Annotated in this window: 13 protein-coding genes; 8 read left to right on the top strand and 5 right to left on the bottom strand. The window is 69.1% G+C overall.

Annotation, left to right across the window (positions count from 1 at the left end; genetic code table 11):
- Nucleotides 1-164: 164 nt before the first annotated feature.
- Nucleotides 165-587, bottom strand: a complete 423-nt coding sequence (locus QRN34_RS17580; protein ID WP_036137207.1) for a DNA polymerase III subunit chi — start codon at nt 585-587, stop codon at nt 165-167.
- 10 nt (nt 588-597) lie between these two features.
- The gene (locus QRN34_RS17575; RefSeq protein ID WP_285406501.1) at nt 598-2,091 is read right to left on the bottom strand and encodes a leucyl aminopeptidase; all 1,494 of its coding nucleotides are present in this window, start codon (nt 2,089-2,091) and stop codon (nt 598-600) included.
- 97 nt (nt 2,092-2,188) lie between these two features.
- On the opposite strand from QRN34_RS17575, the gene lptF reads away from it, so the two are divergent.
- Complete coding sequence (lptF, locus tag QRN34_RS17570) at nt 2,189-3,292, top strand: LPS export ABC transporter permease LptF (RefSeq protein WP_285406499.1); 1,104 nt, start codon at nt 2,189-2,191, stop codon at nt 3,290-3,292.
- Nucleotides 3,292-4,389 (top strand): LPS export ABC transporter permease LptG, encoded by a 1,098-nt coding sequence (gene lptG, locus QRN34_RS17565; protein ID WP_285406498.1) that lies wholly within the window; start codon nt 3,292-3,294, stop codon nt 4,387-4,389. Before lptF ends, lptG begins: the two co-directional genes overlap by 1 nt.
- A 12-nt stretch (nt 4,390-4,401) precedes the next feature.
- Here lptG and QRN34_RS17560 read toward each other — a convergent pair whose 3' ends face one another.
- Nucleotides 4,402-7,914, bottom strand: coding sequence for an ATP-binding protein (locus tag QRN34_RS17560; RefSeq protein WP_285406497.1), 3,513 nt, complete (start codon nt 7,912-7,914; stop codon nt 4,402-4,404).
- A gap of 115 nt (nt 7,915-8,029) precedes the next feature.
- Here QRN34_RS17560 and QRN34_RS17555 point away from each other — a divergent pair, with 115 nt between their 5' ends.
- The 5 genes from QRN34_RS17555 to QRN34_RS17535 all read left to right on the top strand — a co-directional run bounded on the left by QRN34_RS17555 (nt 8,030) and on the right by QRN34_RS17535 (nt 12,684).
- Nucleotides 8,030-9,487 carry a GTPase gene (locus tag QRN34_RS17555; RefSeq protein WP_285406496.1) on the top strand — a complete coding sequence of 486 codons (1,458 nt, stop codon included), beginning with the start codon at nt 8,030-8,032 and terminating at the stop codon, nt 9,485-9,487.
- 98 nt (nt 9,488-9,585) lie between these two features.
- Nucleotides 9,586-10,209: a YceI family protein gene (locus QRN34_RS17550; protein ID WP_285406495.1), complete on the top strand. Its 624-nt coding sequence runs from the start codon at nt 9,586-9,588 to the stop codon at nt 10,207-10,209.
- Nucleotides 10,193-10,777: a cytochrome b gene (locus tag QRN34_RS17545; RefSeq protein ID WP_285406494.1), complete on the top strand. Its 585-nt coding sequence runs from the start codon at nt 10,193-10,195 to the stop codon at nt 10,775-10,777. The genes QRN34_RS17550 and QRN34_RS17545 overlap by 17 nt, the downstream gene beginning before the upstream one ends.
- Nucleotides 10,774-11,334, top strand: coding sequence for a YceI family protein (locus QRN34_RS17540; RefSeq protein ID WP_343123023.1), 561 nt, complete (start codon nt 10,774-10,776; stop codon nt 11,332-11,334). The genes QRN34_RS17545 and QRN34_RS17540 overlap by 4 nt, the downstream gene beginning before the upstream one ends.
- A 36-nt stretch (nt 11,335-11,370) precedes the next feature.
- Nucleotides 11,371-12,684, top strand: coding sequence for a GTP-binding protein (locus QRN34_RS17535; protein WP_285406506.1), 1,314 nt, complete (start codon nt 11,371-11,373; stop codon nt 12,682-12,684).
- A gap of 3 nt (nt 12,685-12,687) precedes the next feature.
- On the opposite strand, the gene QRN34_RS17530 is transcribed toward QRN34_RS17535, so the two are convergent.
- Complete coding sequence (locus QRN34_RS17530; protein WP_036137227.1) at nt 12,688-12,912, bottom strand: glutaredoxin family protein; 225 nt, start codon at nt 12,910-12,912, stop codon at nt 12,688-12,690.
- Nucleotides 12,913-12,984: 72 nt separating this feature from the next.
- Here QRN34_RS17530 and QRN34_RS17525 point away from each other — a divergent pair, with 72 nt between their 5' ends.
- The gene (locus tag QRN34_RS17525) at nt 12,985-14,367 is read left to right on the top strand and encodes an L-serine ammonia-lyase (protein ID WP_285406493.1); all 1,383 of its coding nucleotides are present in this window, start codon (nt 12,985-12,987) and stop codon (nt 14,365-14,367) included.
- A 74-nt stretch (nt 14,368-14,441) separates the two neighbouring features.
- Here the strand turns inward: QRN34_RS17525 and QRN34_RS17520 are convergent, their stop codons facing one another.
- Complete coding sequence (locus QRN34_RS17520; protein ID WP_036137230.1) at nt 14,442-14,822, bottom strand: hypothetical protein; 381 nt, start codon at nt 14,820-14,822, stop codon at nt 14,442-14,444.
- Nucleotides 14,823-14,957 lie beyond the last annotated feature (135 nt).

The raw sequence follows: 14,957 nt of genomic DNA, 5'->3' as shown, positions 1-14,957 counted from the left end.
CTTAGCGGGTCGCCGCAGGCGTGGCACCGAGGGGGCTACCCGCCGGCTCTTGCTCGAGGGGTTCGGCTTTACGGCTTTGCCGCTTTACCGCTTCGTTGGTTTTTCGCGCACATCGTGCGCTCCTACCCGCAAATCGTGCGGTCATGCCGGTACATCGCGCGGTCCTACATGTCGTGCTTGTTCACTTCGAAGCCGGCTTTTTTGTATTCGGTCCAACGCGAGCGTGAGCCCTCGCGCTCGGCGGGGTCGGCGGCGACCACCTCGAGCACGCGGTCGAACTGACCCGGTGCGCAGACCTCGCGCAGGTTGATCACCATCGGCCGGTCGGCGGTTTCCACGCCGGGCGGCACGATCAGCACCGCCGTGTTGGCGTCGTCGTCATCCCCCGCCAGTTGGTGGGGGATGAAGGCGTTCTCGTCGAATGCCCACAGGTATTCGTCGATGGCCTCGGCCTGCTCGAAGTCGCGGGTGAGGATCAGCGTCGGCTGCTGGGCTCCGAAGGCGCGCCGGGTCAGCTCGCAGACCAGCAGCAGGGGATCCTCGCGGAAACGCGGCTTGTCGATCAGGTAGAAGTCGGCGCGCGGCATGGGTGCGGGATCAGCCGGCCGCGGCGACGCGGTCGAGCAGCCACTGGGTCAGCAGCGGCACGGGACGGCCGGTGGCCATGCCCTTGCGGCCTTCGTCCCACGCGGTGCCGGCGATGTCAAGGTGGGCCCAGCGACGGCCCTCGGTGAAACGCGCCAGGAAGCAACCCGCCGTGATCGCACCGGCGTACTTGCCGCCGATGTTGGCCACGTCGGCGAAGCCGGACTCGAGCTGGCTTTGGTAATCGTCCCACAGCGGCAGGCGCCAGGCGCGATCGAGGGTGGTCTCACCCGCCGCCAGCAGTTCGGCGGAGAGCGATTCATCCTTGGTCATCAGGCCGCTGGCGTGCTTGCCCAGCGCGACGACGCAGGCGCCGGTGAGGGTGGCCGCGTCGATCATGGTGTGCGGGTCGAAGCGCTTGCCGGTGTAGGTCAGGGCATCGCAGAGGATCAGGCGACCTTCCGCGTCCGTGTTCAGCACCTCGATGGTGATGCCGGCCAGGCTGGTCAGCACATCGCCGGGGCGGTAGCTGTCACCGTCCGGCATGTTCTCCACGGCCGGGACCACGCAGACCAGGTTGACTGCCAGCTTCAGCTTCACGGCGGCGACGAACGCGCCGAGCACGCCGGCGGCGCCGCACATGTCGAACTTCATTTCTTCCATGCCCGGGCCCGGCTTGAGGCTGACGCCGCCCGTATCGAAGGTGATGCCCTTGCCGACGAACGCGTAAGGACGCTCGCCTTCCTTGCCGCCGTTCCACTGCAGGATGACCAGGCGCGGGGCATTGGCCGAGCCGCGGGCCACGGCCAGCAGCGAGCCGAAGCCTTCACGCTCCATGTCGGCGCGATCGAGGGCTTCGAAGGTCACGCCTTCGTGGGCGTCGGCGAACGCCTTGGCCTGGTCGGCGATGTAGTCGGGGTTGCAGATGTTGGGCGGCAGGTTGCCCAGTTCCTTGGCGTAGCGCACGCCCTCGGCGATGGCGCGGGCTTCGGCCAGGCCGGCTTCGCCATCGGCGGGACCGACCAGAGTGACCGAGGCCAGCTCGGGCACGGCCTTGTCGCGCGGCTTCACCGTGGCGGTGTAGCGGTAGGCGGCGTGATCGGTGGCGAGCGCGGCGACACGCACGCGCCAGGCGGCGTCGCGGCCGGGGACCTCGACCTCGGGCAGCCAGCTGGTGGCCTCGGTGACCGGCAGGCGACCCACGGCACGGGCGGCTTCCAGGGTGACGCGCTGGTAGCGGGCCGCGTCGAAGGTTTTCTGCGGGCCCAGGCCGACCACCAGCACGCGGGCAGCGGCGACGCCGGCCGGGTGCAGCAGCGTGACCAGGTTGCCGACCTTGCCGGTGATGTCACCGGCCTCGACCAGGCGCTTGATCGCGCCCTGGGCCGCGGTGTCGATGCGCGCTGCGGCGCTGGTCAGGACACCGTTCTCGTACACGCCGACCACCGCGACCGGGGTGGAGACCGAGTCGGGAGCGCTGGAACCGAGGCTGAACTGAACTGACATAGCTAATCGTCCTGTAAAAGCCCGCCGGGGCCCGGACAGGCTAGACTTGAGGTTTGCCGGCCAGGACTGACGCGGCACGAACCGCCAATTCTACCAAATGCTCAGCATCCTCGACCGCTATTTCCTGCGTGAACTTGCCTACGGTGTCATAGCGACGGCCGTGGTCCTGCTCGTCATCTTCTCCGGTGGCGCCTTTGCCAACGTCCTGCAGAAGGTCGCCAACGGCAGTATCCAGCCCAGCGTGATGTTCGAGGTGCTGGGCCTGCAGATGGTCGACCTGCTCTCGACCCTGCTGCCGATGTCCGCCTTCCTGGGCACCCTGATTGCCCTGGGCCGCATGTACCGCGAAAGCGAGATGCACGTGCTGGCCTCATCCGGCATGGGCCCCCGCGGCATGCTGCGCCCGGCCACCCTGCTGGCGGTGATGGCCACGCTGGTGGTGGGCACGGTGTCGCTCTGGCTCGGCCCCCTTTCCGCGCGCACGGCCGACCAGGTGATCGCCGCGGCCAACAAGTCCGTGATCGCCGCTGGCCTGGACGCCGGCCGCTTCACCGAGCTGCCGGGCAAGGGCGGCATCATCTTCGTCGACACGCTCAGCCGCGACGGCACCGTGCTGGGCAAGACCTTCCTGGCCACCGACCGCACCGACGGCAATGGCAACCCGCAGGTACGCGTGGTCAGCGCCAAGAGCGGCCGCATGTACCAGGAAAGCGACGGCCAGAACCGGTTCCTCGCCCTCTACGATGGCTGGCAGTTCGAGGTGCCGCTGGCGGCCGACAACTGGCGGCGGATGAAATACGAGCGCAACGACGCCTCGCTGTCCTCCATCGTGGACGACGACGAGGATACGGACCCGGCCCACGAGTCCACCATGGCCCAATTGTTCAAGGCCGGCACCCCGGAGGCCCTGGGTGAGCTGGTCTCGCGCTTCGCCGCCCCGGTCAGCACGCTGGTGCTGATGATGATGGTGCTGCCGATGTCCAAGCAGGCCCCGCGCGATGCCCGTTACGGCCGCCTGCTGATCGCGGTGCTGACCTACTTCCTCTATGTCATCTGGCAGCTGATCGCCCGCGCGCAGATCATCAAGGGCCACCTGCATACCTCGGTACCGGTGTGGATACTGCACATCGTCGTGTTCGGGGTGGCTGCCTGGTATTTCTGGAAGCAGAACTCGCCGCGCCGCATCAAGGGAGCCGTCTGATGGCCACCCTGACCGTCAAGCGCGCCGACCGCCTCATCGCCATGAGCGTGCTGGGCACCCTGCTGCTGGTATGGCTGGTGCTGGCCGGCTTCGACTCCCTGCTGCAGTTCGTCCGCCAGCTCGGCAACATCGGCAAGAACGGCTTCTCGCTGTACGACGCCATTGCCTACATCATGCTGACGCTGCCGCGTCGTCTCTACCAGATGTTCAGCAATGCCGCCCTCATCGGTGGCCTGCTCGGCCTGGGTGGCCTGGCCGCCACGGGCGAGCTCACCGCCCTGCGCGCCGCCGGCATGTCCAAGCTGCGCATCGCCGTCTCCGCCGCGGGCGTGATCGCCGTGCTGACCCTGGCCGTGGTGGTGATGGGCGAGACCGCCGCGCCCTACGGCGACCAGCATGCGCAGGCCATCCAGGTACGCATGCGCTCGAGCAACCTCGGTTCCACCAGCAGCGGCCTGTGGGCCCGCGACGCCGGCAAGATCATCAACGCGAAGTCGGCCATCGCCGTGCAGGATGGCGACCGCACCACCGTGAAACTGGTGGACGTGCGCGTCTACAGCTTTACCCCGGACGGGCAGCTGTCGATCTTCTCGCACGGCGACAGCGCCACCCACGACGGCAACAAGTGGATCATGAGCAACGTCCGCACCACCACGCTGGACGACCAGGGTACCCACTCATCGCATGTGGACACGCAGACCTGGGCCTCGCGTCTGAATCCGCACGTGCTGGAGCAGTCGGTGATCCATCCCGAATACCTGTCCATGGCCGACCTGCGGCGCAACATCCGCTACCTGGACAACAACGGGCAGAACTCCGGCGTGTACGCCGTGGCGTTCTGGGGCCGCGCGCTGTTCGCGCTCAACACGCTGGTGCTGGTGCTGTGCGCCATGCCCTTCGCGTTCGGCTCGCTGCGCTCCGGCGGCCTGGGCAAGCGGCTGTTCATCGGCATTATCCTGGCCATCGGCTGGTATTTCCTGCAGGGCGCGATGGTCAACTTCGGCACGGTGTACGGCATGCCGCCGCTGCTGGCCAACCTGCTGCCCACCACCTTGCTGGTGGTCGGTGCCCTCGCCTATTTCAGGCGCTTCGGCTAGCGCCCCGGCCGATCAGGACGCCGCGACCAGCGGCGTCCTGCATACACGCTCCAGCATCGCGGCCAGGTCGTCGCCGCTCATGGGCTTGCGCAACAGGGCGTCCATGCCGGCCGCACGCACCGCGGCGGCTTCATCACCGGCGGAGCGTGCCGTCACGGCGACGATAGGCAACGTGGCCAGCGCGTCGATGCGGCGGATCATCCGCGCCACCTGAAAGCCGTCGACCAGGGGCAGGTCCAGGTCCAGCAGCAGCACATCGTAGCGACCGGCCGACACTTCGCTCATGGCGGCCAGCCCGTCGCCCACCGCCGTCACGACGTGACCGCGGGCACGCAGCAGATTGGCGATGACCTCGCAGACCACGGCATCGTCCTCCACCAGAAGCACGCGCCAGCCGGTGGTGTCGTTGCGCGCGGGCGATGCCGGCGCACACGCACGGCCCGCGCAGGCACAGGCCACCAGCGGCAGGCGTACCGTGAACCGACTGCCGCGGCCGGGCTCGCTGGCGACGTCGATGGTGCCGCCCATCAGCGTGGTCAGTTCGTGGCAGATCGCCAGGCCCAGGCCGGACCCGTCGGCACGCCGGGGCGTGTCGCCCTGCTCGAAGCGCGAGAACAGGCGCGCGCGCAACTCGGCTGACATGCCTGGCCCGGTGTCGGCGACGCTCAGGCACAAGCCGCCCCGATCCACCGCCACCTGCAACGACACGCCGCCTTCCGTGGTGAACTTCACCGCGTTATTCACCAGGTTCTGCAGGATCTGGCGGAGACGAATGGTGTCGCCACGCACGGCGGGCGGCACCGATGCCTCCACGCTGGCCGACAAGGCCAGGCCTTTCTCGTGCGCCGCGGCGGCGGCAAGGGCCACCACTTCGTCCGCCACCGCGCGCAGCGACACGCACTCGGATTCGAGTACCAGGCGCCGCGCCTCGATGCGGGTGATATCCAGCGCGTCGTTGACCAGCCGCAACAAGGTGTCACCCGAACGGCGCACCGCATCGACGTAACTGCGCTGCGCCTCATCGAGCGGCGTGCGTGAGAGCAGTTCGGCCATGCCCAGCACGCCCGTCATCGGCGTACGGATCTCGTGGCCCAGGGTGGCCATGAAATCGGTCTTGGCCGCGTTCGCTTCCTCGGCCATGCGCCGCTGGTGTTCGGCGAGCCGCATGCGCATGCCCTGGCGCAGACGCTTTCGTGTGCCGCGGACGAGCACCAGCGCCATCACGACGGCGAGCGATACGTAGGCTGTCCACGCCCACCAGCGCAGCCAGGGCGGCGCCTCGACGAAAACGACCACCGAGGCAGGCAGTGCCGGGCTGAGTTCGTCACGCCCGGCGCCCGTGATAGCCACCGTGTAACGGCCCGGGGACAAACCATCCAGCGCGTGCTCGCCCTCCTTGCCGGCGTGCATGACTGTGGATGTCGCACCGTGGCGCCATTCGAAACGCAGGTGATTGCGATCGGGTTCGACGAACGACAGCACCCGCGCGACGACGCGTGCGTCGCGGTCGTTCCAGCGCAGCCGCAACTCGCCGTTGTCCAGGGGCAAGGTTTCGCGAACACCCCCTCTCGACGCCGTGGCACCGAGCACCGCGATGGGCGGCCGCCGGATGTGGTCGCGCTGCCCGTCAGGACGAAAGCCCACCAGGCCACCCAGCGTGGCGCCATACATGCTGCCGTCGTCGAGCTGCACGGTGATGGCATGGGTGAACTCGCCGCTGGCCAGCCCGTCGGCCAGACCGAACGACCGGAACCGGCCATGACCGGGGTCGAACCGCCAGACCCCGGTCTGGCCATACAGCCACAGCCGCCCGGCGCGATCACGGCGCAGGTTGAGGATGTCGGCCGAGGGAAACCCGTCCGCGCCCCCGATGTGGCGATCACGTTCGGCCCGCGCGCCCTGCCAGCGGTAGTGCTCCAGCGCATCGGGGCGCACGATCCAGAATCCGCCTTCGTCGGGCTCGAAGGCGCTGATCCGGCCCATCGGCACCCCGTCGATGAACTGCATCCGTCCGCTGGCGCGGTCACGTCGGGCAAGCCCCGCCACGCTTGCCTGCCAGAGCACGCCATCGACGATGTCGATCTGCCGCGTATCCAGCCAGCCACGCGGCGAGCCCGCGAAGACCAGCGGCACCGCGCGGCGCAGATCGGCGTCCACCTCGAACAGGCCCTGTCCCAGCGCCGCGACGATGACGCCGCCGCCGGGCGCCGCGACGATCGACGTCACGGGGCGATGGACGACCGACCGCAGCACCGGCCTGACTTTTCCGTGAGTCGCCACGGACAAACCGTCGACCGTACCGACGAGCAGGCGTCCTCCCGCCAGCGCCCACAACGACTGGATGCGCGGCGCGCCCAGTTCGAAGCCCTCGCCGGTGTGTCCGGTGGCGGGGTCGAAGCCACGGATCCAGCCGCGCAAGCCGCCGACCCATAGCCCACCGCCCTCGCGGGCCGCCACGGCGGTGACCGTGCGGCCGGGAAAGGTGTGCGCATCGGTGGCGACGTGGGTGAACCGGGTGAAGTCGTCCCACGACGGACCGAGGTAGGCCAGGCCACCATCGCTCAGGGCAAACCACACGCCGTGCTCGCGATCTTCCAGCATGCCGCGCACCGTACGTCCCGGCAGGCCGCCCAGGGCCGTCCATGCGCCGGCCACCTCGTGCAGGCGATCGAAGCGGTCGAGCATCGACAGGCCCTGCGCCGCCGCGATCCAGAGGATGCCGTGGCTGTCGGCCAGCGTCGTATGAACGGCCGAGCCGGGCACGCGGCGATCGCGATACAGACGTCCATCGGCGCCGGGAAGAAACAGCCCGCGATCGGTAGCTACACGCATCTGCGCGCCGCTGCCGTGGATGCCCAGCACCGTGGGCGCGGCACCCTCGGCAAACGACACCGCATTGAACGTGCCGTTCGCCTCGCGCACGAAAAGTCCCCTGTCGCCGCCCACCCAGAGGCGCCCATCGGTCGACACATGGAGCGCATGCACCGCTGTCCCTGCCCCTGACGACGCGACCGCCACCCGCTGCAGCCCGCCGCCGTCCGCGCGCATGCGATCCAGACCGCGGGAGGATCCGATCCAGACCAGGCCATCCGGTGTCTGCGTGATGGCATGCACCTCTTCGCCGGCCAGCCCTTCGCGCCAGTGCACGAAATGGCCGGTGGCCGGGTCGTAACGGCCCAGGCCCAGTTCCGGGCCCCCCATCCAGAGCCGGTCGTCGCGATCGACGAACAGGGAGGACAGGCCGCCGGTGGTCAACGGCTCGCCCTGTCCCGCGTCGATACGCGGGACAGTGAATACCACGCCGTCGAAGCGCGACAGGCCGGCCGCCGTGGCTACCCAGACAAAGCCGCGGGCGTCCTGCACTACCGCCTGGACCTTGCTGCTGGGCAGGCCCTCGCGCAGGCCGTAACTGCGAAATTGGGGCGTGGGGATCGGCGCCATCGTCGTGGCTGCCGCAAGGGGGGTGGCCCCACCGATGACGATGAAGGCGACGAGAATCCATCTCGTGAAAAGCGTGCGGTGCATACGCCGGGTTCCTGGTGCGATCCCGATCATGCCATGCACCTGCGGAAAGCTGTACGGCTTGACGCCGCGCGGCGATGTAGGCATTCGCGTGGGCGCTTGCCTCTAGAATGAGTCCATGTCACGCCGATTGCGTCTACTCATCGCGGCTGTCGGACTTGCCGCACTCGCCTGGCTGCTGCTGGCCGCCTTCGACCGCGCGCTCGCGCTGGCCCAGCGTTTCATGGGCTTGCCCACGGGCATGCGCTGGCTGGTCGGCACGGGCATGATCGCCCTGGTGCTGACCGGCGTCGCGGCGGGCGTCTGGTGGCTGCGACCACGCAAGCCACGCGGGCCGGTCGTCGCCCCGGACCGCACATCCCTCGAAACGCGCCTGGCCGCCCTGCGCGACGCCGGCGCCGAGGTTGAGGAAATCCGCAATGAGCTCGGCGAGCTCGACCGTCGCCGCACCAGCGAGAAACTGTACATCGCCGTGTTCGGCGAGATCTCCACCGGCAAGTCCTCGTTGATCGCTGCGCTGGTGCCCGGCGCCCAGCCCCGGCGCGACGCGCGCGGCGGTACCACGCGTGAGGTCGCCCATTACGAAGGCGTGGCACCGCGTGGCGACAGCTGGCTGTTGGCCGACGTGCCCGGTTCCGCGGAAGCGGGAGGTGACGCGCGCGAGCGCATGGCACGCGACGAGGCCCTCCGCGCCCACGCCGTGGTCTACGTCTGCGCGGGCGACCTGACCCGGACGCAGGGCGATGAACTGCGCTGGCTGGGCGACTTCGGCAAGCCGCTGGTGCTGGCGGTGAACAAGGCCGACCAGTGGTCGGACGACGATCGCGAACGCGTGCTGCGGCACGTGCGCGACCAGGCCGGCGGCGTGCCCGATGCGGTGGTCGCGATCAGCGCGGGCGGCGAGGAACGCTTCACCCGCCGGCTGGCCGACGGCCGCAGCGAAGCGGTGACGCGCCAGCGCGTCCCCGACGTCGCGGCATTGCGGGATGCCATCGCGCGGCTGGTCGCCCCGGGCACGCAGGGACTGGAGCCGCTGCGGGAAAACGCCGTGCTGGCCCGCATCCACGAGCGCACGGGCGAGCACGAGGCCATTCATCGTGCCGCGGAGGCGGAACGCATCGTCACACGCTACGCCCGGCGCGCGATCGTCGGCGCCATGGCCGCCGTCGCCCCGGGCACCGACCTGGTGATCCAGGGCGCGCTGGCCGCCGGCATGGTGCGCGCGCTGGCCGAACTGCACGGCGTCCGCGTGACCGATGTCGACATCGAGAACCTGCTGAAGCAGGCACGGCTCACCCTGCGCACGGGCACCTCGGTGGTGCTGGCCGTGGCCGGCAATGCGCTGAAGGCGTTCCCGGGCCTGGGCACGCTGGGCGGCGGCGTGCTGCATGCGTTCGCCTATGCGCTGATCTTCGACAGCCTGGGCCGGGCGCTGGCGGCGACGCTGGCCGAGCGGCAGGCGCTCGACCAGACCGACGCCGGCGAGCGCATGCACGAGCTGCTCGGCGACGCCAGCGGGTCCCGGCTGCGCCGGCTGGCAGAGCTGACCGGCGAGGCCTTGCGAGGCACCGAGTGAACGATCTGTTCCCGGGAGCCGTACTGACAACCGGCCCGCGCTCGGCCACACTGCCCCCATCGGCCGCCACGCGGCCCCGACCCGCTCCCGGCCCATCCATGCGCCCTATCCGTGCCCTTCCCCTGCTGCTTCTCGGTCTTGCCCCGCTGGCCGCCCATGCCGAAGCCACCGCCTACCGCATCGATCCGGTGCACAGCCAGGTGGTCTTCAATGTCGAGCACAACGGTTTCTCCCGCTCGTTCGGACGCCTGAGGGTCACCGACGGCACGATCCGCTTCGACCGGGACGACTGGTCGAAGTCGTCCGTGGACGCGACGATCGACCTGTCCTCGGTGGACATGGGCGATGCGGCCTGGGACAAGGCCGTACGCGGCAGCGCGCTGCTCGACAGCGACCGTGCGAAGACCGCCCGCTACGTCAGCGATTCGGTGGAGAAGAAGAACGACGCGGAAGGCGTCGTCCACGGCAAGCTCACCCTGCGCGGCGTCACGCTGCCGCTCGACCTGCCCTTCCGCGTCAACCGGGTCGGCACCACCATCTACGGCATGCATACGGTGGCCGGCTTCTCGTCGTCGGTGATCCTCGACCGCACGCGGTACGGCATGACCTCCAACGCGAACTCGATCGGCAACGACGTCACCGTGTGGCTGGAAATCGAGGCCATCCGTGGCGATGCGGCCACCACCACCGAAAAGGACAACGCCCATGCCCCTGCGCAGTGACGCCACCCGCTGGAGCACCGTCGCCAAGACCTTCCATTGGGTCATGGCCCTGCTGATCCTGGGTAACGGCGCGTTCGCCGTCTGGATGGATGGCCTGAAGCCGTCGATGCGCAAGATCGACATGTTCGCGCTGCACAAGTCCATCGGCCTCACGGTGCTCGCGTTGTTCCTGCTGCGCCTGCTCTGGCGCGCGATCGACCGCCGTCCGCCCGACATGCCGGCACCGCGCTGGCAGCAGCTGGCCGCGCATGCGGTGCACGGCATCCTCTACCTGCTCATCGCCGCCATCCCGCTTACCGGGTGGGCGTTCAACTCCGCCCACGGTTTTCCGCTGCAATATTTCAAGCAGTTCAACCTGCCTGCACTGGTGGAGAAGAACCCGGCCCTGTCCGACACGCTGGGTACCGTGCACGAGTGGCTGTTCTGGTTGCTGCTGGCCGTGCTGGTCGCCCATGTCGGTGGCGCGTTGAAGCACCACCTCCTCGACCGCGACGATACGCTCCGCCGCATGTTGCCCTTCGGCCGCGCAAGGCGCGGCATCCCCACCCCTCCCGGAGATACGCCATGACCCCGATGATCCGCCGCCTTGCCGTCCTCAGCCTGGCGCTTGCACTGCCGTTCGCCGCCTCCGCCGCGGATTACAAGGTCGGCCCGGGCAGCACGCTGGGCTTCAGCGGCAAGTTCCAGGGCCAGCAGTTCGACGGCACGTTCGGCAAGTTCGACGCGGCGATCAGCTACGACGCCGCCAACCTGGCCGCATCGCGGTTCGACGTGACGGTGGACATGGCCACGGCGAAAACCGGCGACGGCGATCGCGACGGCGCGCTGCCGGGCCCCGATTTCTTCGACGTGAAGAAGTTCGCGACGGCGCACTACGTCACCACCGGCTTCAGCAAGGATGCCAAGGGCGATGTCATCGCCAACGGCAACCTGACCCTGCACGGCGTCACCCGGCCGCTCGCCCTCAAGGTCGCGTTCTCGCCCAACGCCGGCGGTGCGCGCCTGTCGGTCACCGGTACGCTCAAGCGCCTCGACTTCGGCGTGGGCAGCGGCGACTACAAGGAAACCTCGACCATCGCCGACGAGGTGCTGGTCAACGGCTCGCTGAACCTGCAGCCGAAGTAAGCCGGCGTGGCAGGCCTGCGCGATCGTCTCCGCGGCCTGGCCGGCCGCTTTCGCCGGCGTGCCGACACGGCGCCGGCGCCGGACGAACGCGGCGGCAGCGTGGCATCCAGCCTGCGCGGCCTGCTGGACGACCCGACCATTCCGCCCGCCGTGCGCGAAGCCATGGCGGCGGACTTCCGCCGCGTCGAAACCATGCTGGATCGCCTGGAGCGCGAGGAACTGCACGTGGCCGTGTTCGGTCGCGTATCGGCCGGCAAATCGGCGCTGGGCAACGCGCTGCTGGGCCGCGACGCGTTCACCGTCGGCGTCCTGCATGGCACCACCACCGAGGCGGACGTCGCGCGCCTGGACGAAGCCGCTAACGCGGGCCTGGTACTGATCGACACGCCCGGCATCAACGAACTGGGCGGCGAAGCGCGGGAGACGCTGGCCTACGAAGTGGCGGAGGTCAGCGACCTCATCGTCTTCGTGGCCGACGGCGACCTCACCCGCGAGGAACGCGACGCGCTGCGGACGCTTGCCGCCACGCGCCGACCACTGCTCCTGGCCCTGAACAAGACCGACCGCTACAGCGACGACGAACGCGACGGTTTGCTGCAACGCCTGCGCGAGCATACCGACGGCCTGGTCAGGCGCGAGGACGTGATCGGCGTGGCCGCACACCCGGCCCCCCGCCGCATCGTGGAGGTGGATGCATCCGGCAGGGAGCACACCACCCAAGAGGCCGTGCCGGCCGACGTCACCGCCCTGAAGACGCGCCTGCTGGCCATCGCCGAACGCGAAGGCAAGACCCTGTCGGCGATCAACGCAGGCCTGTTCGCCGGGCGGCTGACCGACCAGATCAGCGAGCGCATCGCCGTCACGCGTCGCGACGTCGCCTCCGGCGTCATTCGCCAGTACTGCATCGCCAAGGCCGTGGCCGTGGCACTCAACCCCGTACCCGTCGCCGACCTGCTGCTGGCCGGCGGCCTGGACGCGGCGATGGTGGTGCAACTGGGCCGTGTCTATGGGCTACCGCTCACCCGCAGCGAGTCCGGCCGACTGGTGGCGACCATCTCGCTGCAACTGGCAGCACTGATGAGCGCGGTCTGGGGCATGCAGCTGGCAGCCTCCGCGTTGAAGGGCGTCAGCGGCGGCATGTCGGTCGTCGTCACCGCCGCCGCGCAGGGCGCGCTGGGCTGGTACGCCACCGTGCTGATCGGCCGGGCCGCCGAGCACTACCTGGTGGCCGGCAAGTCCTGGGGCGAGCACGGTGCCAAGCGCGCCGTTGCCGACATCGTCGCGGGGCTGGATCGCGATTCCATCCTGCGCGAGGCCCGCGAGGAGATCATGAAGCGGCTTCGCGGGTAGTCGTCAGCCCGCGAAAGCCTTCACTGCCGCCACATCGAACGGCCAGCCCAGCTCGGCCCCATCGTCGCGCCGCAGCACCGGCACGCGCGCCCCGTAGCGCGCTTCCAGCGTCGCATCGTCGTCGATCCACACGGAAGCGAAGTCCGGGAACCGGGCCTGCGCCAGCACCTCGAGGGCCTGGTCGCACAGGTGGCAATCGTCGCGCTGGAACAGTGTGAAGAGGGACATGCGCAGGTGTATGGGGCCAGTGGCGTCGGGGCGTAGAATAGCCGGCTATCCCCATAGCCAACCTATCCAGCCATGGCAGTCAGCGTTTTCGACCTCTTCAAGATCGGCATCGGCCCCTCGTCCTCGCACACGGTGGGCCCCATGCGCGCGGGTGCGCGCTTCGCCGAACACTGGCTGGACGAGAAGGGCGTGCTCGATCGCGTCGCACGCGTGCGCTGCGAGCTGTTCGGCTCGCTGGCGATGACCGGTCGCGGCCACGGTACGGACAAGGCCGTGTTGCTGGGTTTCGAAGGCGAATGGCCCGATCGCGTCGATCCGGACACCATTCCCGCCACGCTGGAGCGTATCCGCTCGTCGCGGCGCATCCGCCTGCTCGGCCGCCACGAGATCGCCTTCGACGAGAAGGTCGACCTGGTCTTCAACAAGCGACAGAAGCTCCCGTTCCACACCAACGGCATGCGTTTCTCGGCCTACGACGCTGAGGGCAACGAGCTGGCCACGCGCGATTACTACTCGGTCGGCGGCGGTTTCGTGGTCAATCCCGATGAAGCAGCCGAAGACCGCATCGTCGCCGATACCAGCGAGCAGCCCTATGCCTATTCCACGGGCGACCAGCTGCTGTCGCTGTGCAAGGAACACAACCTCACCATCGCCCAACTGGTCGTGCGCAACGAGGGCATCTGGCGCCCCGAGGCGGAGACCCGGGCTGGCCTGCTGCGCATATGGAAGGCCATGCAGGATTGCGTGGCGCGCGGCCTGCGCTCTCCCGGCGTGCTGCCGGGCGGCCTGAAGGTGAACCGCCGCGCCCCGGCCATGGCCGCCGAGCTGCGGGCCCAGCCCGAAGCCGCGCTGCGCGACCCGCTCACCATCCTGGACTGGGTCAACCTCTACGCGCTGGCCGTGAACGAAGAGAACGCCGCCGGCGGCAGCGTGGTTACCGCGCCGACCAACGGCGCCGCCGGCATCGTCCCGGCCGTGCTGCACTACTACCGCCACTTCTGCCCCAGCGCCTCGGAAGACGGCATCGTCGAATTCCTGCTCACCGCCGGGGCCATCGGCATCCTCTACAAGGAAAACGCCTCGATCTCCGGCGCCGAGGTGGGCTGCCAGGGCGAGGTGGGCGTGGCGTGCTCCATGGCGGCCGGCGGCCTGACCGCGGCCCTGGGCGGCAGCGTCACCCAGGTGGAGAACGCGGCCGAAATCGGCATGGAACACAACCTGGGCCTCACCTGCGACCCCATCGGGGGCCTGGTCCAGATCCCCTGCATCGAGCGCAACGCCATGGGCGCGGTCAAGGCGATCAACGCCAGCCGCATGGCCCTGAAAAGCGACGGGAAGCACCACGTCTCGCTCGACAAGGTCATCGCCACCATGCGCGACACCGGCCGCGACATGAAGGACAAGTACAAGGAAACGTCCCGCGGCGGCCTGGCAGTAAACGTCATCGAATGCTGATGCCCCGCCCGAGGCACGCGACGCCGTCGTAGGAGCGCACGATGTGCGCGAAAAGCCCACAACGCGGCAATGCATCAACGCGTAGGACACACCCTCGGCAGCCTTTCGACGGTCTCGACGCGCACGGGCTCGTCCTCACCCCACCAGTTCGCCACGGCGGTGTAGCAGATCCTCAGCTTGCCGCGGCGGGTGTCGAAGCGCTGCTTGCTGGTGTACGCGAAGCACGAGACCGAGGCCAGGTGGCCCAGCTCGCGCATCGTCATGGCGCAGCGCCGCACGGATGCCACCGGGTCTTCGCCAGGGTATAGCGTGAAGTAGAAACCCTTGGCGGTACGGTCGTAGGACTCCGAATCGATCAGCCGGCCCTTGTCGCTCCAGACCTCATCGGCTGCGGCAATGCCGCATGCCGTGAAGGCAAGCAACAACATGCCGCTGGCGACCACCATCGAACGCATCCGAACCCCTTTAGCCCTACCGCGTCGGCGAGTGTATATCGATGCGGCGCCCCGTGTACCGGGGTGAACGATGGCTGACAGGCGCGGCGCGGGCTGTCATGATCCGGCCCTTGTGCCGCCCTGGGGTGGTTTGTC

Origin of the sequence: Luteibacter sp. ME-Dv--P-043b, assembly GCF_030209605.1 — a bacterium.
Classification (GTDB): Bacteria; Pseudomonadota; Gammaproteobacteria; order Xanthomonadales; family Rhodanobacteraceae; genus Luteibacter.
The sequence above is the reverse complement of the archived record's forward strand: the minus strand, read 5'-3'. Positions and strand labels throughout refer to the sequence as shown.